Annotated in this window: 20 protein-coding genes and 1 tRNA gene; 13 read left to right on the plus strand and 8 right to left on the minus strand. The window is 42.6% G+C overall.

The features are described from left to right. Positions 1-324: 324 nt before the first annotated feature. Positions 325-400, plus strand: a tRNA-Thr gene (locus tag F9817_RS13770). A 153-nt stretch (positions 401-553) separates the two neighbouring features. Further along, positions 554-1,804: a DEAD/DEAH box helicase gene (locus F9817_RS13775; protein ID WP_161156495.1), complete on the plus strand. Its 1,251-nt coding sequence runs from the start codon at positions 554-556 to the stop codon at positions 1,802-1,804. Between the two features lie 93 nt (positions 1,805-1,897). Here the strand turns inward: F9817_RS13775 and F9817_RS13780 are convergent, their stop codons facing one another. Continuing rightward, positions 1,898-2,554, minus strand: coding sequence for a porin family protein (locus F9817_RS13780; RefSeq protein ID WP_161156497.1), 657 nt, complete (start codon positions 2,552-2,554; stop codon positions 1,898-1,900). Between the two features lie 187 nt (positions 2,555-2,741). Further along, positions 2,742-3,110: a winged helix-turn-helix transcriptional regulator gene (locus tag F9817_RS13785; protein WP_161156499.1), complete on the minus strand. Its 369-nt coding sequence runs from the start codon at positions 3,108-3,110 to the stop codon at positions 2,742-2,744. A 75-nt stretch (positions 3,111-3,185) separates the two neighbouring features. On the opposite strand from F9817_RS13785, the gene F9817_RS13790 reads away from it, so the two are divergent. Continuing rightward, entirely contained in the window at positions 3,186-3,938 is a 753-nt protein-coding gene (locus F9817_RS13790; protein ID WP_161156501.1) for an SDR family oxidoreductase, read from the plus strand. Positions 3,939-4,000: 62 nt separating this feature from the next. Here F9817_RS13790 and F9817_RS13795 read toward each other — a convergent pair whose 3' ends face one another. From F9817_RS13795 to F9817_RS13810, 4 genes are read right to left on the minus strand one after another with little or no spacing between them, the layout of a single operon-like run. Continuing rightward, positions 4,001-4,627, minus strand: coding sequence for an HvfX family Cu-binding RiPP maturation protein (locus tag F9817_RS13795; protein ID WP_202436462.1), 627 nt, complete (start codon positions 4,625-4,627; stop codon positions 4,001-4,003). A 21-nt stretch (positions 4,628-4,648) separates the two neighbouring features. Beyond that, positions 4,649-5,365, minus strand: a complete 717-nt coding sequence (locus tag F9817_RS13800) for an HvfC family RiPP maturation protein (protein WP_161156503.1) — start codon at positions 5,363-5,365, stop codon at positions 4,649-4,651. Further along, a complete protein-coding gene (locus tag F9817_RS13805; RefSeq protein ID WP_161156505.1) occupies positions 5,343-6,206 on the minus strand; it encodes an HvfB family MNIO-type RiPP peptide maturase in 864 nt (287 codons plus the stop codon). The genes F9817_RS13800 and F9817_RS13805 overlap by 23 nt, the downstream gene beginning before the upstream one ends. A 55-nt stretch (positions 6,207-6,261) precedes the next feature. Then, on the minus strand, positions 6,262-6,516 hold the full coding sequence (locus tag F9817_RS13810) for an HvfA family oxazolone/thioamide-modified RiPP metallophore (RefSeq protein ID WP_161156507.1): 255 nt from the start codon (positions 6,514-6,516) through the stop codon (positions 6,262-6,264). A 470-nt stretch (positions 6,517-6,986) separates the two neighbouring features. Here F9817_RS13810 and F9817_RS13815 point away from each other — a divergent pair, with 470 nt between their 5' ends. The 3 genes from F9817_RS13815 to F9817_RS13825 all read left to right on the plus strand — a co-directional run bounded on the left by F9817_RS13815 (position 6,987) and on the right by F9817_RS13825 (position 11,024). Next, complete coding sequence (locus F9817_RS13815) at positions 6,987-8,939, plus strand: PhoX family protein (protein ID WP_161156509.1); 1,953 nt, start codon at positions 6,987-6,989, stop codon at positions 8,937-8,939. 185 nt (positions 8,940-9,124) lie between these two features. Next, the gene (locus F9817_RS13820; RefSeq protein ID WP_161156511.1) at positions 9,125-9,937 is read left to right on the plus strand and encodes a heparin lyase I family protein; all 813 of its coding nucleotides are present in this window, start codon (positions 9,125-9,127) and stop codon (positions 9,935-9,937) included. A 154-nt stretch (positions 9,938-10,091) separates the two neighbouring features. Continuing rightward, the gene (locus tag F9817_RS13825; RefSeq protein WP_161156513.1) at positions 10,092-11,024 is read left to right on the plus strand and encodes a ketopantoate reductase family protein; all 933 of its coding nucleotides are present in this window, start codon (positions 10,092-10,094) and stop codon (positions 11,022-11,024) included. A 42-nt stretch (positions 11,025-11,066) separates the two neighbouring features. On the opposite strand, the gene F9817_RS13830 is transcribed toward F9817_RS13825, so the two are convergent. Further along, positions 11,067-11,585: a ferritin-like domain-containing protein gene (locus F9817_RS13830; RefSeq protein ID WP_161156516.1), complete on the minus strand. Its 519-nt coding sequence runs from the start codon at positions 11,583-11,585 to the stop codon at positions 11,067-11,069. Between the two features lie 239 nt (positions 11,586-11,824). Between F9817_RS13830 and F9817_RS13835 the strand changes: the two genes are divergently transcribed. The 3 genes from F9817_RS13835 to F9817_RS13845 all read left to right on the plus strand — a co-directional run bounded on the left by F9817_RS13835 (position 11,825) and on the right by F9817_RS13845 (position 13,679). After that, a complete protein-coding gene (locus F9817_RS13835; RefSeq protein ID WP_161156518.1) occupies positions 11,825-12,442 on the plus strand; it encodes a LysE family translocator in 618 nt (205 codons plus the stop codon). A 19-nt stretch (positions 12,443-12,461) separates the two neighbouring features. Beyond that, positions 12,462-13,064 (plus strand): alpha/beta hydrolase, encoded by a 603-nt coding sequence (locus F9817_RS13840; RefSeq protein ID WP_161156520.1) that lies wholly within the window; start codon positions 12,462-12,464, stop codon positions 13,062-13,064. Positions 13,065-13,331: 267 nt separating this feature from the next. Continuing rightward, on the plus strand, positions 13,332-13,679 hold the full coding sequence (locus F9817_RS13845) for a nitroreductase (RefSeq protein ID WP_161156522.1): 348 nt from the start codon (positions 13,332-13,334) through the stop codon (positions 13,677-13,679). A 14-nt stretch (positions 13,680-13,693) separates the two neighbouring features. Here the strand turns inward: F9817_RS13845 and F9817_RS13850 are convergent, their stop codons facing one another. After that, positions 13,694-14,320 (minus strand): 3'-5' exonuclease, encoded by a 627-nt coding sequence (locus tag F9817_RS13850; protein ID WP_161156524.1) that lies wholly within the window; start codon positions 14,318-14,320, stop codon positions 13,694-13,696. 349 nt (positions 14,321-14,669) lie between these two features. Here F9817_RS13850 and F9817_RS13855 point away from each other — a divergent pair, with 349 nt between their 5' ends. The 4 genes from F9817_RS13855 (at position 14,670) to F9817_RS13870 (ending at position 19,803) form a co-directional block, all read left to right on the plus strand. After that, positions 14,670-16,586, plus strand: coding sequence for a methyl-accepting chemotaxis protein (locus F9817_RS13855; RefSeq protein WP_161156526.1), 1,917 nt, complete (start codon positions 14,670-14,672; stop codon positions 16,584-16,586). A 130-nt stretch (positions 16,587-16,716) separates the two neighbouring features. Then, complete coding sequence (locus F9817_RS13860; RefSeq protein WP_161156528.1) at positions 16,717-17,562, plus strand: DMT family transporter; 846 nt, start codon at positions 16,717-16,719, stop codon at positions 17,560-17,562. A 22-nt stretch (positions 17,563-17,584) separates the two neighbouring features. Next, the gene (locus F9817_RS13865; RefSeq protein WP_161156530.1) at positions 17,585-18,154 is read left to right on the plus strand and encodes a GNAT family N-acetyltransferase; all 570 of its coding nucleotides are present in this window, start codon (positions 17,585-17,587) and stop codon (positions 18,152-18,154) included. An 80-nt stretch (positions 18,155-18,234) separates the two neighbouring features. Continuing rightward, entirely contained in the window at positions 18,235-19,803 is a 1,569-nt protein-coding gene (locus F9817_RS13870) for an EAL domain-containing protein (protein ID WP_161156532.1), read from the plus strand.

Below are 19,803 nucleotides of genomic sequence, written 5' to 3' on the forward strand. Positions count from 1 at the left end.
CCGCCACATGTGTGTATCACTGATATCGAATGAAAAAACGTTCAAAGGTGGAGTAAAACGCAAAAGGAAGATGGCCGGAATGAGTGAAGCGTATTTAGAGAAGGTTCTCGCAGCCCTTTAATGATGGGCACCTTCATGCTTTTGCCCTGTGTTACCTTGGAATTGACCGCAAATCGGCGTGATGATTGCCCCATTCAAGGGTTGGATAATCAATATGTCATTTAGGATTTAAAATCCTAATTTAAATAACAATTTACTCTGATGAAACTAGTTTATATTGTCGCGATATAAGAATAAAATCAGCACGTTAAATTATGGTTATGTGCCGATTTAGCTCAGTAGGTAGAGCAACGCATTCGTAATGCGTAGGTCGTCAGTTCAACTCTGATAATCGGCACCATTCTCGCTTTATCCTCTTGCTTGATTCATCAACTATTAGAAAAATTGCACCAGAACCAAATCATCCGTATTTGTGAATTATGGCTAACATCCTTGCGGCAAATAGCATAAGATACACGCCCTTTACCATACCAAGTACAGAATCACACACGTAATGACAGATAATTCACAGCAAGCAACGTTTACCAGCCTCGGCCTAGTGTCCACTTTAGTTGAACGACTACAAGAGTTGGAATATAGCCAACCGACCCCCATTCAATCTGATGCTATCCCACATATACTTGAAGGAAGGGATCTTGTCGGAGGTGCAAATACAGGTTCGGGTAAAACGGCTGCCTTTGCTTTGCCGTTGTTGCAAAAGATCCTTGAGCAAGATGCGATGCAGACTCGTCGTGGTAATTTTGTTTCTCACTTGGTTTTAGTTCCTACTCGTGAGCTGGCATCACAGGTCGCGTATAGCATTAAATCTTACTCGTACCATCTAAGAGACAAACTTAAAACGGTGGCAGTGTTTGGTGGCGTATCGGTCAACCCGCAAATGCTCGCATTACGTGGTGGTAGTGACATCATTGTTGCAACACCGGGCCGTTTGCTTGATTTGGTATCGAGTAACGCGATTAAGTTGGATCAAGTGAAAACTCTTGTGCTCGATGAAGCTGACCGTATGTTGAGCCTTGGATTCACTGAGGAACTGAATAAGATTCTGGCACTGCTACCTGCGAACAAACAGACCTTGCTGTTTTCTGCTACGTTTCCTGAAAAGGTAACGAACTTAGCTCAAAATCTGCTTAAAGACCCAGTAGATATTCAATTACAGAGTGCAGATGCAAGCACATTGGTACAGCGTGTGTTCAGTGTGAATAAAGGGCAAAAGACGGCTGTGCTGGCGCACTTAATCAAACAACATCAATGGCGCCAAACGTTGATTTTTGTGAATGCCAAAAATGGGTGTAACCATCTGGCACAAAAGCTGTCGAAACGTGGCATTACTGCCGCTGTATTTCATGGTGACCAAGGGCAGGGAGCTCGTACACGTGTACTTGAAGAGTTTAAGTCTGGTGAGATTCAAGTTCTCATTGCGACGGATATTGCCGCCCGTGGTCTGGATATAGAAAAATTACCTGTCGTGATTAACTTTGATTTACCGCGTAGCCCGGCAGATTATATGCACCGAATTGGGCGTAGTGGCCGTGCTGGTGAAGTGGGCCTCGGTATCTCGTTGATTGATTATGACGATTATCATCACTTCAAAGTGATTGAAAAGAAAAATAAATTTAAACTTGAGCGTGAGCAAGTGGAAGGTTTTGAAGTAGAAGATGATCAAAGTGAAGCTTACTTTTTGCCTATGAAACCACGCGCGAAACCTGCCGGTACAGGTAAAAAGAAGAAAAAGCGTAATCAATAAAGTGGCAGAATGATTAACTTGTTTTGGTCTTTGACTGTGAAATGAATGAGAGCCCTGCTTGCTAAACCAAGCGGGGCTCTATTGTTTAATAGATTACAGCAAATACAGTGAAGCCCCGATAAAGAAGCCGTCGACAGAGCTTTTTACTGCATTATTTAGTCCACCAAAGTCTGCAAAATCAATTTCGAACGCTCGGTAACCAGCTTGAAGATCTAATTCGATTGAATCGGCTTTGAACGGGTATTTCCAACCCACTTTGTAATCGTATTGACCTTCGCTAAAAATACCCTGTGCGAAGAGGATTCCGGTCACTGCAGAGCCTATTTCCACCGCGCCAAAGACATGGCCTTTGATTTTGTCTAACGATTTCTTTTGACCACTTAAATAAGAGTGACCAAGAGCTTGTGACCAACCGCCTCCAAGGCTTAACAACCCGTAATCGGTATTAATGATGTTGTAATATAAGGAGAGATCCTGTTTATCATAATTTAATGTATTGCCATTAATCTCAGTTGTTGCGGCGCGCATGTTAGGAATAATTACGATTTTAGGAGTATAGACAAAGCTTGCCATATAGCCTGATTCATCACCGTCTCTAGCGCCATTCACCTGATAATTTTGACGCCAGAAGTTATACTCAATTCCATCGTAGCTACCAATTATTGCTGGTGTGCCTGCGTCTGCAGCGAATGCGATGTTAGTCAAAAAAGGTGCACTCACTGCACATAAAGTAACGAGTGTTTTTTTCATAAATTTTATTTTTAAATAATAGCCAACCAAAGAGGATGAATATTACTTTGAATGGCCAGTATTTAAAATAAAATAATAAATTTAGATGTATTTATCACGATGTTTACATTTTATATATAAGTAATATTTAAAGTGAGAAAACATTAATATTAACTTTGATCTTTAATTTAAGATGCATTTTTAAGTGCTACTCATTTGATCCTTCGGACTGGGAAATCAATTGCTCCCTATGCTGAGTCATCCAGTGTGCGAGTGAATCTAGAGTGGGTTTTAAAGTTAGCCCCAAATCCGTTACACAATATTCCACTCTGGGTGGCATTTCTGGATAGACTATTCTGCGAACGAGCCCCAAGTGTTCAAAGGCGCGCAATTGTTTGGTCAGTTCTTTTTGCGTAATAGGTCCTATTGCTCTTTGCAATTCACCAAAGCGAATTAGATGATTTGTTACGATTAACCGATATAGAATTGGAATCGCCCATTTACCCGAAACAATATTTACGAAGTCAACCATGGGACAAGGCGGACGATAATTTTTATTTTTCTCTTTAGTATCCATTTGGTACCTACTATACAATTGAAACTATAGGTCTAATAATGCTCCCCTATGTACAGAAAAACAACGGGAGATGTCATGGCGTTAAGACTACAGAATAAATATGCTTTAATAACCGGAGGTACCGCTGGTATTGGATTAGAAACGGCAAAGCAGTTCTGTTTAGAGGGGGCAACGGTTGCAATCACAGGCCGTAGTGAAAAGGGATTAGAAAAAGCAAAAGGTGAGTTAGCAAAAGACACACTACTGATTCAAAATGATTCATCTAATGTTCCTCAGCAAAATCATTTGGCTGAAGAAATTAAAACAGTATTTCCAAGACTAGATATTCTTTACATCAATGCAGGTGATGTCACACACAAATTATTAGATGAATGGGATGAAGAAAGCTTTGATCGTGTGATAAATACAAATTTAAAAGGACCTTTCTTTCTTATTCGCTCACTGTTGCCATTGTTATCTGATTTAGCCTCTATCATTCTTTGTGGAAGTGTTTCTGCTCAGATAGGGTTGCCCCAGAGTAGTGTTTATTCTGCAAGTAAAGCAGCATTAATATCACTTGCTAGAACATTATCCGGTGAGCTAAAACATCTGGGAATTAGGGTTAATGCCTTAAGTCCCGGTCCTACACAGACAGACGCATTCGATAAGTTTGGTCTGCCCGAGAAAGAACAAATAGCCTTAATTAATCAAGTAAAAGAATTGGTGCCAATGAAGCGTTTGGGTACGCCACTAGAATTAGCAAAAGCAGCCGTTTTTTTAGCTTCTGATGAATCTGCTTATATGCTTGGTTCTGAATTACTCATTGATGGAGGAGTAGGAAATTTATAAATATATTTGTTATGGCCAATATCTATTGGCCACTAGTCCAATTCTTTTCCGAGGCATCGTTATTACACCGTTTCATCGACGTGCTTAGTTTTGCAGTGTCTATCAACCCAGTAGTCGATGCTGACAAAGCGTCCGGCGCCGGTGAACAGTAGTGTTAACAGCATAATGAAGTAGGTGGCTGCGAATTCGATGCCATTTTTTAATACCGTGAAGCTACCCGCTTGGGTTAGCCACTGATAATTGCCATGCGCCTTTAACAGGGAAATGGCAGCGGTTTTGCGCTGCTGTGCCTCTTCAATGAGGTCGGAGCGCCATTCCCAAGGAACGGTCAGCTGAGTTTCTGGTAACGCATGCCAGCCATTTTCCCAATGGGCAGTCGTTGCAGCAACAATCATTGTGATCATCAATGGAATCGTCATTATTCGTAGGCCAATTCCTAGTAACAGGGCAATACCGCCTATAAATTCGGCCGAGCCAGCCAAGATCGCCATTGCCATCGGTGCTGGTAAATGTAGGTATTCACCAAAGTAAAATGCCGTATTATCGAGGGCATTCAATTTGTGCCAGCCCGCCAAAATGAAAATGGGGGCAAGATAGATTCGAAGTGCTAATGGACCAAGAAAATCGATATGCCTTAGTGCTTTTAGTAGGCAGTGCCAATGATGATTCAATCGATAAAACATAGTCATAGTAACCCCTAGGTTGCGTCGTTATAGCAAAACCTGCTGCTCAGTTAATTGTTCGATAACTTGTTGGCAATGATGGTAAAAGGCATCATCACAAGGTCTACCAAGTTGTACGGCGAGACGTCGCACAAGTGCTTCTTCAGTGAGTGGGCTTTCGCACAGTTCATGCAGTATCAATAATGTTGGTGCATTGGCAGAAATAAATTTAATGTCATGGGTCGCGGTTCGAAGCGCAATCAAATACGTTTCTTGTGGTGTGTCTGGTATCCAGTCCACGCATAATTGTTGTACGGGCCAAGAATATACCAAAGGGATCACAGGTTGATTGAGGGTCAGTTTACCTAACGTTGGTTCGATGGAGTCCACTTGCACCGTCTCTAGATAAAGCTCAACCCACTCATAATGTGCGAGATCCGTAAACCAAGCAGGAAGTTCATCAAGGTAATGACTTTGTTGTATGAATTCCAAAAACTGATGGGGAATATCGCGAAAGAGAGGCGATGGGCTACGCCATTCAGTAAAAAAGTGTTGGCAGAGCTGTGTCCATTGCGGTGTCGGGATTAAGCTACGGGTCACAGGAAAGCATTGGTTAATGAATCCCGCCACATTATTGTTTAGCAGATCTTTGTAGATAGCCGCACGATTATGATCAACACAAGGTGGTGGCGGGCTCGTATCATCAGCTCGCAAGTAACGACCGAAAGACAATTGAAATTCCCTAAGCGAATTTGGTGCGGACATGGTCCTCTCCTTGTCTGGCATGAGAGAAGCAAGCTTGCAGCTGCTTGATGGTATCAACCTCTTTGAGTAAGGAGGTCATTCCTGGGTAATTGAAATCGCGCTCGAGGCAAGTGGCGAGGTTGGCATCGTTGATAACCGAGTACGCGTCGGCCAGCAACTGCCAGACAGGGTCAATCACATCAGCACCATGACTATCAATAATGATGCCGTCGTCTCTGGTGTAATGGCCTGCTACATGGATGTAACCCACTTTATCCAGTGGCAGTGCGTTTAGGTAAGTAAGCGGATTGAAATGGAAATTTTGGCTGTTAACGTAGATGTTATTGACATCAAGATGCAAAAAGCAACCAGACCGCTGGACGATTTCGTGAATAAACATCTCTTCTGACATCTCAGCGTTATCAGGCCTTAAATACGTTGAAGCATTTTCTATCCCTATTTGCATTCCGAGAATCTCTTGCACTTGCTGGATACGGCTTACTAACCAGTTAACTGCCTCAAAAGTGCAAGGAATCGGCAGCAAATCGTATAAATGGCCGTCATCGGTACACCAAGAAAGATGTTCGGTGTAAAAACGAATTTGATGATCATGAATGAACTGCTTTACCTGCTGTAAAAAGGGCTTGTCAATCGGTTCTGTTCCGCCAAGGGAGAGGGATAAACCGTGGCAAACAAACGGATATCGTTCAGTAAAATCGTGCAGATCAGCGGCGAAACGCCCTCCAAGTCCTAGCCAATTTTCAGGGGCAATTTCAAAAAAGTCGACATTGGGGGGCGATTGTTTCAGATCGTTTAGCATTTCTCTGCGAAAGCCTAACCCTGCGCCTTGAAGTGTGTGCATACATGCTCCTTAGCAGTGAATGGGAGAGGAAGCCTCTCCCATGCTAGAAAATAGATTAGCTACCGCATTTTCCTTCACCGCATTTGCCTTCCATGGTTTTCTCTTCTTCCATCATCGTTGCGCCGCATTTTGCTTCACCACACTTGGCTTCGCCACATTTCGCATCCCCCATTTTTCCGTGATGAGAGGCCAGTTGATAGCCAGAATCTAGCGGTTGAACGCTAAATGGATTATCGCTAGCGATTGCTGTACCTGATGCAAGTGCCATTGATGATGTTAAAGCGATAGTAGAGAGTAGAGAGGTTTTCATAATATGTTCCTTTTAAATCATGGCTAATGTTGTTGACGGCGTTTAAGTTCCTCAAGCCGTTATTTTCTGTTTTCAATCATTAGTCGTACTCACCAGGGCAACTCTTACAGTGAAAGGTAATATTTATCGAAAATAAATCACTGAATTTTATTTTTTAATTTTAACTGATTAATAAATAGTGAATTTATTTAATGATAAGCACAAAAATTAATTATTAAATTGGCGTCGTGAAGATATATCTCAAGTTGAATCCGTGACTTTTAGTCTTAATAGAACTGCAAGATAATGTTCATATTAGACGGTTATGTTGGATTCAGGACTAACATCGTCAGGCTTATATACCTAACTGATCACAGACGCTGGTGGAGAAAAGCTTTGCAGCGGAATCATGAACCGTTGGGTATATCAATAATAAAGAAAAGACGAATGTTGGTATTCGGACTTACAGTCTTATATCAAGGAAGCGTTCAATGTCTCACGAATCTAATACAGTTGATAAAACCAATTCAGTCGATAGCAGTCGTCGTCGTATGATGCAGTTCTTAGCCGGAGCGCCTTTATTGCCTCTTGCTGGAAGTTTTTTAACCGCAGGCTGCAGTTCAACGGCTGTTGCCAGCTCCTTAGCAGCTACCAGCAGTGATGCCAAGCTTAATGCGGTGCGTTTTATATCGATGGATGCCCCGTCTCTATCTGATCCAGCTGCGATGTCGACAACGACTATCGGATCATCAATGCAACTTCGTTTTACAGATGGGACAAGCCGCGAAGTCGCGCTGGCTTACAAACCTTTCTTTATTACTGGTGATCTTGTTCCTGATGGCAAGGGCAATACGGTTGTTGCAGGTGGTTACTACGATATCAATAGTCAACCGATTCTTGATCCAACGGCCAACAATCGTCAGTTCTTTTCTGATTGTCCAGATGGTTCGAGCCTATTAACGGTGGATGGTGCGCATGTTGATGGTGTGTACGGTAACCCAGTATTTGCGGTGGTTCAGTTTGAATATACGTCCCAAAATGGCGCGCAAGAAGATATGTATGGACGTTTGCCTTCGCCTATCGCAGTTTTAACATTGGATCAAAACCCACAAACAGGTGAATTAAAACTGGTGAAATACAGTAACGTGGATACCTCGGGCGTGGGTGGTTTATGGATCACATGTGGGGCGAGTTTATCACCGTGGGGGACTCACTTATCGAGCGAAGAATATGAACCTGATGCCTCTGATCTTGATAACGCAGAATTCAAAAGTTATAGCAAACACCTGTTTGGTGATGAAAATAAAGCGAATCCCTATAACTATGGTCATTTGCCTGAAGTGACAGTCAATAAAGATGGGACTGGCTCGATGAACAAGCACTATTGCTTAGGTCGCATTTCCCATGAGTTGGTGCAGGTGATGCCGGATGAGCGCACTGTGATTATGGGAGATGATGCTACCAATGGTGGTTTGTTCATGTTCATTGCTGACCGAAAACGTGATTTGTCTTCGGGCAAATTATACGTAGCGAAATGGACTCAGGTTTCAGGTAAAGGGCCGGGTGCTGGTGATATCAGCTGGATAAAATTGGGTCATGCAACCAGCGATGAAATCAAGCAGCTGGTGGATAGCGGCCTTAAAGCCTCGGATATCATGGATATTCGCACCAAAGATCCCCATGATAATCGCTTTACTCATATCCGTTACAGCGGCAAGGATAATTGGGTGAAACTTAAACCGGGCATGGAAAAAGCTGCGGCTTATTTAGAAACGCATCGTTACGCAGCATTGGTAGGCGGTTCTTTAGGGTTTACCAAAATGGAAGGGACTACCGTCAATATCGCAGATAAAAAAGCGTATTCAGCGATGTCTTACATCTATAAAAGTATGACTGATGGTTCTACCGATATTCACGTTGAAGGGCCAAAAGCTGGCGCAGTGTTTGAGCACACTTTGCTAGGCGGGCAAAAAGACAACCACGGTCAACCGATTGATAGTGAGTGGGTTTCAACGCATATGCATGTGCCGTATAACTTAGCGGGTGAAGATTTAGCCAAACCGGATTATCTAGGTAACTTGGCTAATGCAGAGCGAATTGCGAACCCAGATAACATTAAATTCTCTGAAAAATTGCGCACACTATTTATTGGTGAAGACAGTGGCTTACACGTTAATAACTTCTTGTGGGCTTATAATGTGGATACGGGCGAGCTCTCTCGTGTGATGTCTTGCGCCGCTGGCGCTGAATCAACAGGGTTACACGCTGTGGATGAAATCAATGGCTGGACTTACATCATGAGTAACTCTCAGCACCCCGGTGATTGGGAAAGCCCACTGCATGATAAAGTCAAAGATACGCTCGACCCTTATATTCGCGCTAACTTTAAAGGTGGCTATGGTTCGATGGTCGGCTATATCACGGGCATGCCGAAATTAGCATAGTGCTGGCTTTCAGCATCAGTAAATTCATACAGGCAGCTTAGGCTGCCTTTCTTAATCTATTTTTATATTTCAGCGTTTTGTGCAGGTTACATTAAGCAAAGTAAAATCACGCTTTAGCGCACGCTTTGGTGGGTTATTGTTGCTTATGATGGCGACATTATCCGTTGAAAAGAGTTTTGTTTACCATGAGAAAATGGGCAGACACGCTTATCAAGATGCTGTTGTTCAGCGGCTTTGGGTTGGTGAGTACGAGTGTGCTGGCGAATACGGACAAGTTGACAACATGTCCTGCTCGTCATTTCCCTGGCGCAGAGACGACATTGCACACCTTCGACGCTAACCAATGGCCGTTAAAAGGCTGGTTGGTGCAAGCGCCTAATCACCGAGCCCTGCATTTAGCCAACGATCCTACCAACAAGAAGAACTCGGTGGTGCGTTTTGAACTTCGCCATGGGGAAACGTTACAGACTCGCACAGTCAATCGGCCCAGAACTGAGCTTTACGAGCAATATCGGGCGCCATTTCATCATCCGATTCAGTACCAATTCCGGGTGTTTTTCCCGAATGAATGGCATAGCGACAATGTTCGAGCGCTGATTGCTCAATGGCATGCGACGCCTGATTTACATCTTGGTGAAGTGAGTCGCAGCCCTAATTTGGCTCTAGATGTTCATGGTGACCAACTGTTGATTAAGTTGCAAACTTCTTCAGTGGCAGTGAATCACGATAACCGTACTCAAATGCAACGCAAGGTGTTGTATCGCAGCGAGCCCATTAAGAAAAACCAGTGGTATCAAATGAAAGTCGATGTCAATTGGAGTTGGTCTAGCGATGGGTATGTCAAAGTGTGGATTCAACATCAACAGGTGGTGAATTATATAGGGCCGACAGCATATCAAGATTGTTTTGGTCCCTATTTCAAAATGGGCATCTATCGTCAAGATTCGCCCAATACTTTTGTGATGTATGCCGATGATTACCAAAGGAAACGGCTTTAAGGCGCAAATCACCGTCTGGAATTAAATTGAACCATTGGGATTTCTTTGGTGGCAATTTTAGTACGTTGCTGTGTTTTTCCCTCTCAGTTCATATTGTTATTGCGCCACTTTTAGTAAGGTAATAACAGAGCAAAATAATAAAAGGACAGGGAAGATGGAGATAAACAATGTCGCACTCATTGGGCTAGGGGCAATGGGCGCTTTTTTTGCACCAAGGCTTAATCAAATGCTTGGAAACGAACATTTCTGCGTGATTGCCAGTGGTGAACGAAAAACTCGATTGGAAACCCAAGGGGTGACCATCAACCAAGCCAAGGAAACATTCCGTATCGTTTCTCCCCAAAACGGGCAACCAATGGATCTTATTATCATCGCCGTGAAAGAGATGGCGCTTGAACAGGCCATGCAAGATATTGAGGCGTTTGTGGGGGAGCACACTCAAATTCTTTGTGTCATGAACGGTATCGATAGTGAAGAACGTTTAATCGCTAAATATGGTGCGCAGCGTGTACTCTATTCTTATATGCGAATCTCCATTGTGATGACGAATGGCGTGGCGAACTTTAATCCTCAAGGTGGTTGGGTTCATTTTGGTGAAGCAAAAAATACGGTTACAAGTGAACGTGTTGCCGCGATTCAGGCATTATTAAACCGTGCTGATATTCCTTATCGCACCGATGACGATATGATCAAGGGCCTGTGGTTTAAGTTTATGTGCAATGTCTCCGAGAACTTAACCTGCGCGTTGTTAGGTGTTCCTTTTGGGGCTTTTCATGTGAGTGAACATGCCAATGCGATTCGTCGTCAAGCCATGTACGAAGTTAAAGCCATTGCCAATGCGAAAGGGGTTGAACTGACTCAAGACGATATCGATCGCCAAGAGCAGACTGTGGGCAAAATTCCGTTTCCTAATAAACCTTCGACATTGCAAGATTTAGAGCAAAATAAGCGTACTGAAATTGATATGTTTGCTGGCAAGGTGTTAGAGCTTGGTGAGATGCTCAATATTACCACGCCGTTATGCTTTATGTTTTATCACGGAATCAAAGTGTTAGAAGAGAAAAATGGCAACAAATTTGCCAGTTAGCCTGAGCATAGGCAGGGATATCCTCCCTGCCTGATACAGTGGCTAATAACGATTGGCATGTCGTTCAAAAGCGCTTAAGTGATTTTTGGAGGCGTTCATTAAAGCGGTAAATACCCCCTTAATATCGCTGTTTTCAGGCTTTTTCAGTAACTCAGAATTTAAAAACGACTGATACATAGCAATGTTGTCGATTTCTGCCGAAACACCGGTACTAAAGGCATTTTTAAGTGAATCTGGCACAACCACATGCTCTTTCGCTGTATCATCTGGGGTGGCAACCCCTCTTTGTTGATATAAGGAAGTTAGGCGTTCAATGTGTTTCTGTTCTGCTCTAATGATGTTAGTAAAGGGGCGTATTGCGCCGTAAGTCTGCATGATCAAGCGGTATTCTTCCTTAGCGTGATACTCATCTTGAATGGCATATTCCATCATCTGTTCCAGAGTCGGATTGGCGGTCTGTTTTGCACCTTGGGCTCCAAAGTCAGTGTTAGTGGCGAGAGCACTCATCGGCAATGTAGCCAGCGCGCTAAGTAGTAGGGTAGATGTGATGTTGTTCATCATTATGTCCTCGTCATTACGCTTTATTTAATTAGCTATTGCTAATTAAATAATAATAGGCATACGCTAAAAACTCCTGCGGCAAAGCGTAAAGACGGGTAAAACAAACCACACTAATTGTGTCAGTTCAGACATACTTTTCCATTGACCAAGGTTCGCTGAATAAAATTATTATAATTAATTGAAATTGTTTATATTTGTCGATAAGTTGAACATATAATGGCTAATCATGAGATCAAGTAATGGACTACTTAATAGCGATGGTGATTTTCGCTATCACAACATCCGTCACCCCGGGACCTAACAATATTTTGGTAATGAGCTCTGGTGTCAATTTTGGTTCTAAACGAAGTTTACCGCTTCTCACGGGGATTTGTGTTGGTTTTGCCCTTATGATTTTCCTGGTGGGAGTAGGGCTAGGACAAGTCTTTGCTTGGTTTCCAGTGCTGCACACTATCATTAAAGCATTAGGGGCACTCTATTTACTTTATCTTGCTTGGCTCATCATGACATCAAGTGGTATTGGGGATTCAAGCACTCAATCTGAGCCATTAACCTTTTTTAAAGGCGCTTTATTTCAATGGGTTAATGCTAAAGCTTGGGTCGTCGCCACAGGAGCTATTGCTGCTTTTGGGGCGGTAGGCAGCTCGGCAATCTCACAAAACTTGTTGCTTTGTAGCATTTTTCTCGTGGTTGCGTTTCCTTGTGTTGGCGTATGGCTAATGTTTGGGGTGGCTTTGAAACAATACCTAACTCTCGATCGATATCGTCGGTGGTTTAACTTTTCTATGGGTGGGTTACTGGCTCTGTCAGTGATGCCGGTATTGTATGAACTGATACAAGAATTCGATATTTTATAAAATACAGGGCTAGGAAAATATGAAGAAAATCGTGTTGGTGCATGGTTTATATATGCCCAAGAATATTATGCAGTTATTGGCGCATAGGCTGAAACCTCGTGGTTACAAGGTCCAAGTGTTCGGATATAACACGCTGCAATTTAATAAAGGGGTTGAAAAGCTTAATCAAGAAGTACAACAAGGTGGAGATGTTGTGTTTGTTGGTCATTCATTAGGTGGCTTACTCATCCGTGAGTATTTTTCACGTTATCAACCTAACTTCGTTGATCCTTGTATTGTGACACTTGGTACGCCACATAACGGAAGCCGAGTGGCACGCTATATTGAGGGTAAACTGGGGCGATTTCCTTTCAAAAACACGAGTGATGTGTTGGCTAAGGGGCTGGATACCTCATCTCAAGAACCGGATGTCGGGTGCATTGTAGGCACAATGAACATTGGGTTGGGAAATTTTATAAAGATTGGTGACGGTGATGGTGTCGTTGAGGTTACCGAAGCCATCTTACCAGAGGCGAAAGACATGATTGAGTTAAAGCTTAATCACACCTCTTTGATCTATTCCCAAAAGGTGGTCGATCAAATCGTTTCTTTTATTGAGACCCGCTCTTTTCTCAGAAAATAATTACAGGGCTGTTTGAAATATGGAAGTGAAACAGCCAACGCGGGTATGTGGTTAACTATCGCCTATCTGCATGCACCCAAGTAACCTCTGAATCCTGCATCTTGAGGTCATTTGGGTATAATCATTCGTATACCTCGATAATGCTCGCAAATTTGCTTTTCAACATCGCGCTATATTGAACTATTCGTTTGATCCTTATAAGGAATCTGACATTCATCCTTTTATTAATTATGGACATATGGATTTATATTCAAGGGAGAAGTGAGTATGGCAATAAATGAAAAAGCAGCAGGCGGCTGTCGAAGTTGTACGATGTATTTGATGCAACGGTGCTACGAACGTAAATGGTGGTTTCCTTTGTTACGTGAACCATTATTGCTTGGTATGCGGCTATTAGCGCGCTGGCATGGTATTAAGGCCCGAGATTATGTTGCTAAGAACCCAGATTGTAGTGGTTGTATCCGGTTTACTAAACGTGCTTTGCTTGAGCAATCCCCACTATTCGTAAAATTACACGGTATTATTGGCCCGCATTTTAAAGCGCTTGCTCAGTCGGCCAGTACCGAGCAAGAGCGCGAACACGCGAAAAAGAGAGCAAAACAACATATGAGCTAAGGTGCTTTTACCATTTATTGAATGGCAGTACCGAGTTTTTTAAGTAGCGGTGCAATGGCGTGTTTATTGGTTTTACTAATTTTCTGCATTAACCCCATCGTTGGGGATGGAATCCCCATCTCTTCTAACTCTCGGATCATTAAAAGCCACAAACGAGCGGTCATCTGAGAATCGGCGAGTGCTCGGTGAAAAGTGCCATCGTTTTCAATGTGTTTAAAACGAACTAAATCACCCAGTTTGTGCGTTGGAGAATCTTGAATGAGACGTCGGGCAATTAACATCGAGCAGGCAAATTGACCCAAATAAGTTGTGTTGATACGTTCGAATTCGGCATCAAGAAAGCGTTTATCAAATGAGGCATTGTGCGCGACTAAAGGACTATCACCGATAAAATCGGCAAATTCTGCCATGACTTCTTCACTGCTCGGTGCTGTACGCAGCATGTTATTGGTAATGCCTGTGTACCCTTCAATAAAAGTACTCACTCGAAATCCCGGATTCATTAATTGCTGATAGGTGTCCACCACTTGGCCATTAATGAGTTTTACTGCGCCAATTTCAATAGCGCGATCTCCCATCGTTGGCGATAGGCCCGTCGTTTCGAAGTCGAGAACAATAACGGAATGGGCGGGTTGGGGCATAACTACAATCCTACAATAAATAATTCGGTAACGATTATATCGTATACCCCAATGACCTCAAGATGTCGGGGGGATTGAGTCAGCAACGCGTCTAGAGCAAGCTCATTCACGACAGTAATGCTCACTTTTTTACCACATGGTCGGGGGCGATATAAAACGGCGCAATAATTGCTTAAATACAGATGAAGTATTATGCCAATATTGTTATGCAACGACCTTATTATACTGTCTCTATTGATAATGAAATTCTCAATTAAAATTGAGACTTTCGGCTAAACTTTCAGAATGACGCGTCGATACTCTAACTACGCGCAATATATTTCTTTTATGATGAACACAGGGACGAACTATGAATAAGCTAGGCCTGAAGTCTATTCTCATCATCTCCATTTTAATGTTGGTTGGCTTATCTGTTGCCATTTCCAATTACCTTTCTTATGCCAAACAAAAAGAGAACTTAACTAACCAAATTCTTAAAGCTCACAGTGGGTTAGTCGCTGATCAAGCAACCTTGGTTGAACAGTTTATTAGTGAGAAAATCACTGGCTTAAAAGGGTTAGGAGAACGATTCAAGAATGCGGACTTACCAGCGAGTACACCACAAGGTTTGGTACAACTTGCCGATATTTTTGCGACAACACTGAACACGGGTAGCTCGTTTGTCGGTTTAGAACAAAGTGGTGATGCCTATTGGAACCTAGAGAGCGACAGTTGGCCCAATCATAAGTTTGAAGGTGATATTCGGACGATGGGTTATTATCAGGATGGGCGTAAAGCAGAAACGCCAGCCCTTACTGAACCTTATCCTGATGAATCGGATCCGAACATCTATTGGATCAGTATGGTGCAACGTATCAAGCAAGGTATGATTGGCGCCGACATGAAATTAGGGTTTCTTAATAAGTTGGTGGTTGATGTAGCAAAGCAGGAGTTAGCCACTGCACTGATTTTAAATTCTGATTCAACGGTACTGGCCTCATCAGCACCTAATTCAGTTAAGCCAGGTATGAAAGGCTCAGAAGTTAATTGGCTAAAACCTTTGGTTAATCAAATTGTAAGTAAAAAGACCTCGATTCAAAACTTTAGCGATGGTGATGACAAAGTTCTGTTTTCTCATCAAATTAATGTTGCCAATAAACACTGGTATTTTGCGGTTATTGTCGATAAAAACAAAGTGTTCGCTAGTTTGGTTTCTGCGCGTAATGCTGCGATTATTACTACCGTAGTGCTGCTGCTGATTAGTGCTGTTGTCGCGTTGTTGGTTATTCAGGTGATTTATCGCCCCATCTTATCTTTAAAGTCTATGATTCAAGGGCTTTCTAGTGGTGACGCAGATTTAACCCAAAGACTTGATGTCACCAGCAATGATGATTTAGGCCAAATTGCGCAAAGCGTTAATGTCTTCGTCGATAAGTTGCAGTCGATGATGCAAGAGATTCGCAGCGCGACTTTAACGTTGCAAGATAACGTACAACAAATGGAGCAGTTTTCTAAAGATAACTCGGATATGCTCAATCATCACGTGATTGAGACTGAGCAAGTTGTGACTGCGATTGATGAAATGAGTGCGACTACCAGCGCAATGGCTAGTGACATTGCCAACGCAGCAAGCTTGGCCGAGCGCACCAATGAGGAAAGCTATGAATCCAGTCGTCTGGTGGCAAAATCGCAGAACAATATTGCCTCGTTAATCAGTGAAGTCGACGCCGCTTCTTTGCGAGTCAACGAAATGAATGACGAAACTAAAAATATTAATACTATCTTAGGGGTTATTGGTGATATTTCAGAACAGACCAACTTACTTGCTTTGAATGCCGCGATTGAAGCTGCGCGAGCTGGTGAGCAGGGGCGGGGTTTTTCTGTTGTGGCCGATGAAGTGCGTCAATTAGCGAACAGAACAAAAGAGAGTACCGAACAGATTGGTGTCGTGCTCAAACGTTTGGTTGCGGGTAGTAGAGAAATTGTTGCTGCGATGGAAAATACCAAAACGCAATGTGAACAAACAGCGCAAGAGGCGCAAGGCGTGCACGATGGATTGGAAACGGTCATTAATTCTGTAACGGAAATTAACGATTTAAGCAGCCAGATTGCGACCGCTGCAGAAGAACAAACCAGTGTGACACACGATGTAAGCCGTAATATGAATGCCCTTAATGAAATCGTGAATAACTTAGCGGATAATGGCGAAAAAACCTTAGCTGGGATGAAAACTGTCGCTCAGGTGAATCAGCAACTGAGCAATATTGTTCAACGTTTCAAAGTGTAATTTCACATAGATTAAGGTTAAAACATTGGCCGCTTTGTTGAATACAAAGCGGCTTTTTTCGTTATTGGTAAGCCTTAATCTTTCTTTTTAAATATAGACACTTACTTTAGCTAAGGATAATATCTTCAATATGCAATTAGTTTTGGTAATGATCGCCTTTGCTGCAAATTCAGTGTTGTGTCGTTTAGCGTTGGGTCATGGTCATATTGATGATACAAGTTTCTCACTGCTACGTGTTGTTAGCGGAGCCGCTGCGTTGCTACTGATCAATCGTTTAGTCAGTCGTCAATGGTCATTTCGGTGTGCATGGCGACATGGTTTTTTATTGGCCATTTACATTAGTGCGTTTTCTCTCGCGTATCGACACCTTGACTCTGGCATTGGTGCATTAATCCTTTTTGGTACGGTGCAAATCACCATGGTGTTACATGGCTTTTGGCGTAAAGAGCGATTAACTTGGATGAAAGCAAGTGGCATGGGATTAGCAGTGGTAGGGACGATCATTTTACTGCTACCAGGAACGAACTCTCCGCCACTGACAAGCGCATTACTTATGATGTTATCTGGCTTAGCTTGGGCGGGATTTACGATTGCAGGGCAGGGACAACGACAACCGCTATCACTGACTACCTCTAGTTTTTTGGCGGCTATTCCGTTTGTAGTGTTACCGTTTTTAGTGCAGCAATCACAATGGCATATTGATGAGCGTGGTTTAATGTTATCGGTTGCTTCGGGAGCACTTGCTTCCGCTTGCGGATATGCGCTTTGGTATCGTGTTGTGCCCAAAATAGATTCGATGACAGCCAGTACTGCGCAACTGAGCGTACCGTGTTTAGCAACCATTGGTGGTTTGATATTTTTGCATGAGCCATTAACGCTCCGAATGGTCGTATCTATGGTTACTGTACTTGTTGGGATCTTATTAATGCTTAACAGTCGCCGTGTGCGATCAACATCAATCAGCAGTAACGAATAAACTAGTATAGGGCAAAAACAATATGTATATACAGTTAGCATCGGTGGGAGATCTCGATGCTTTTTTTATCCATGTGCAAAATCAGTTTGACGATAATGGGATGAACGGATCACCACTGTTTATGCCTAATAATCGAGGCACTGCACGAGTGAATGACTCTATGCGCTTTAATTATGAATATGGGATTGGTACGTGTTACTCAGATATTGGTTGGCGAAGGGTGTGGTTAGCAAAGGATGATCATGGCAAAGTGATGGGGGATGCTGTGCTTAAGCGCGATGAATTAGAAACCAGTTCTCATCGGGTATGGTTAGGCATGGGCGTTGCACGGGAATGTCGTGGCTGCGGCGTTGGAACTGCGTTATTGAAAACCGTGATCGATTATGCAAGGCGATCAAGTAAGATTAAATGGCTGGATTTGGAAGTGCTAGCTGATAACTCATCGGCGATTCATTTATATCAAAATCAAGGGTTTGATATTGTGTGCAAGCTGGAAGATAAATATCGCATTGATGGTGAATCGATCTCTGAATATTTAATGACTAAGCACGTTGATGATGTGTTTGTTGATAGAGCTCACCAAACGAAATAAATACTAAAACGATAACACTGTGTTTTGTCTATAATTTATACGCATTTTATCTAAGAGTTTGCGTGTATATGATAATTAGGATGATTTATGAGAAATACAGCAGCCGGCAGTTAACCGCTTTTACCGTCGTATTGCTCTTTTTTATCGCTCATATCATCGCTTATTCTTTAATCACAGTGTCATCCATTCGTTCATTAGAAGAGCATGCTAAAGAAGGTAGCGAGTTAGCTTTAAATCGCATCAACTCCATTGTGGAAAGTATTTCTGAGCAGAGCAAATCGCGGCTCTATCCTTTAGCGGGTAATTGTGCAGAGTTTTCTTATGCTGCAGAGCTTTATGTACTGACTAGCCCATATGTTCGCTCAGTCAGCGTGGTGAAAGATCAACATATCAGCTGCAGTACAATCGCTGGCGTTAATGGTAACCCTTATCTCTCTGTTAATGAGCAATTACCCATCCAACTGAATTATTACGCTCAAAGTCCAGTCTTTATTCATAATGCCAGCGCTGATGTGGTGATCTTAAACATCAAGGTTAGTGACGCCCACATGTTGTTTGGTATTACGCCACAGGTGCTGTCCAATTTCTTATTTACCGATTTGGAGCATGTCCATTTTCGTCTGAATGCCGTTATCGGTGGGCATGTTCTTGATGCGAAAGCGTTGCCGAAAATGAGCGGTTATATGGATCATATGGGAATGCAAGATGTGGTTAGTAACCCATATATCGATATCTATTACTCGATTGATGGCAAAGACTTTCTCGCCAATCTGGTGGATCCCAATCTTTCAACATACTTATTGTTTACCGTGGGTACGTTACTGCTGTGTATTCTGCTCTATATGTTTTGTAAAGATTTTGATTGGTTGCGCCTAGCGATTACAGAAGCTTTGTATAAAAAGCAATTTGTCCCTTATGTCCAACCACTGATTGATAGTGAAAAACGTCTGGTTGGGGTGGAAGTGTTGGCTCGGTGGCATCACCCACTGTTGGGGACCATCCCGCCAAACTTATTTATCTCCTGTGCTGAACAGAGTGGGCAAATTTCATCGATATCGCATATGTTGATGGATCGAGTTATCGCATTTTTTGAGCAATATAAAACGTCACTTCCCGAAGGATTTCATATTGGATTTAACGCCTGTGCTTTTGAACTTAACAGCCGACAATTTTATGAAGATTGCAGTCGTTTTGTTGAGCAACTTGGCGAGCATATCCATTTGGTCGTGGAAATAACCGAACGGCAAAAAATACCGCTCACTCCTGTATTTCTCGAACAATTAGAACGTTACCAAAAGTTAGGTATTGAAATCGCAGCGGATGACTTTGGTACTGAGCATTCCTCACTGGTCTATTTAAAAAAAATTGATTTCGACTATTTGAAAATTGATAAGCAGTTTGTTGATCTTATTCTCTCTGATGATCTAGATCATGCGATTATCGATAACGTGATCGATCTGAAAAGGCGCATCAATATTCCGGCTGTAGCCGAAGGTATTGAAACGATCGAGCAGTTTGATTATCTAAAAGACAAAGGGGTTGAGCTCTTTCAAGGGTATCACTTTGGTCGGCCGCAACCTCTTGATGATTTTGCGAATGAACATTTAAATAAAGTGAAACCGAAAGAGAATTTATTAGTTGATTTTTAA

Source organism: Vibrio eleionomae (assembly GCF_009874545.1).
GTDB classification, from domain to species: Bacteria; Pseudomonadota; Gammaproteobacteria; order Enterobacterales; family Vibrionaceae; genus Vibrio; species Vibrio nitrifigilis.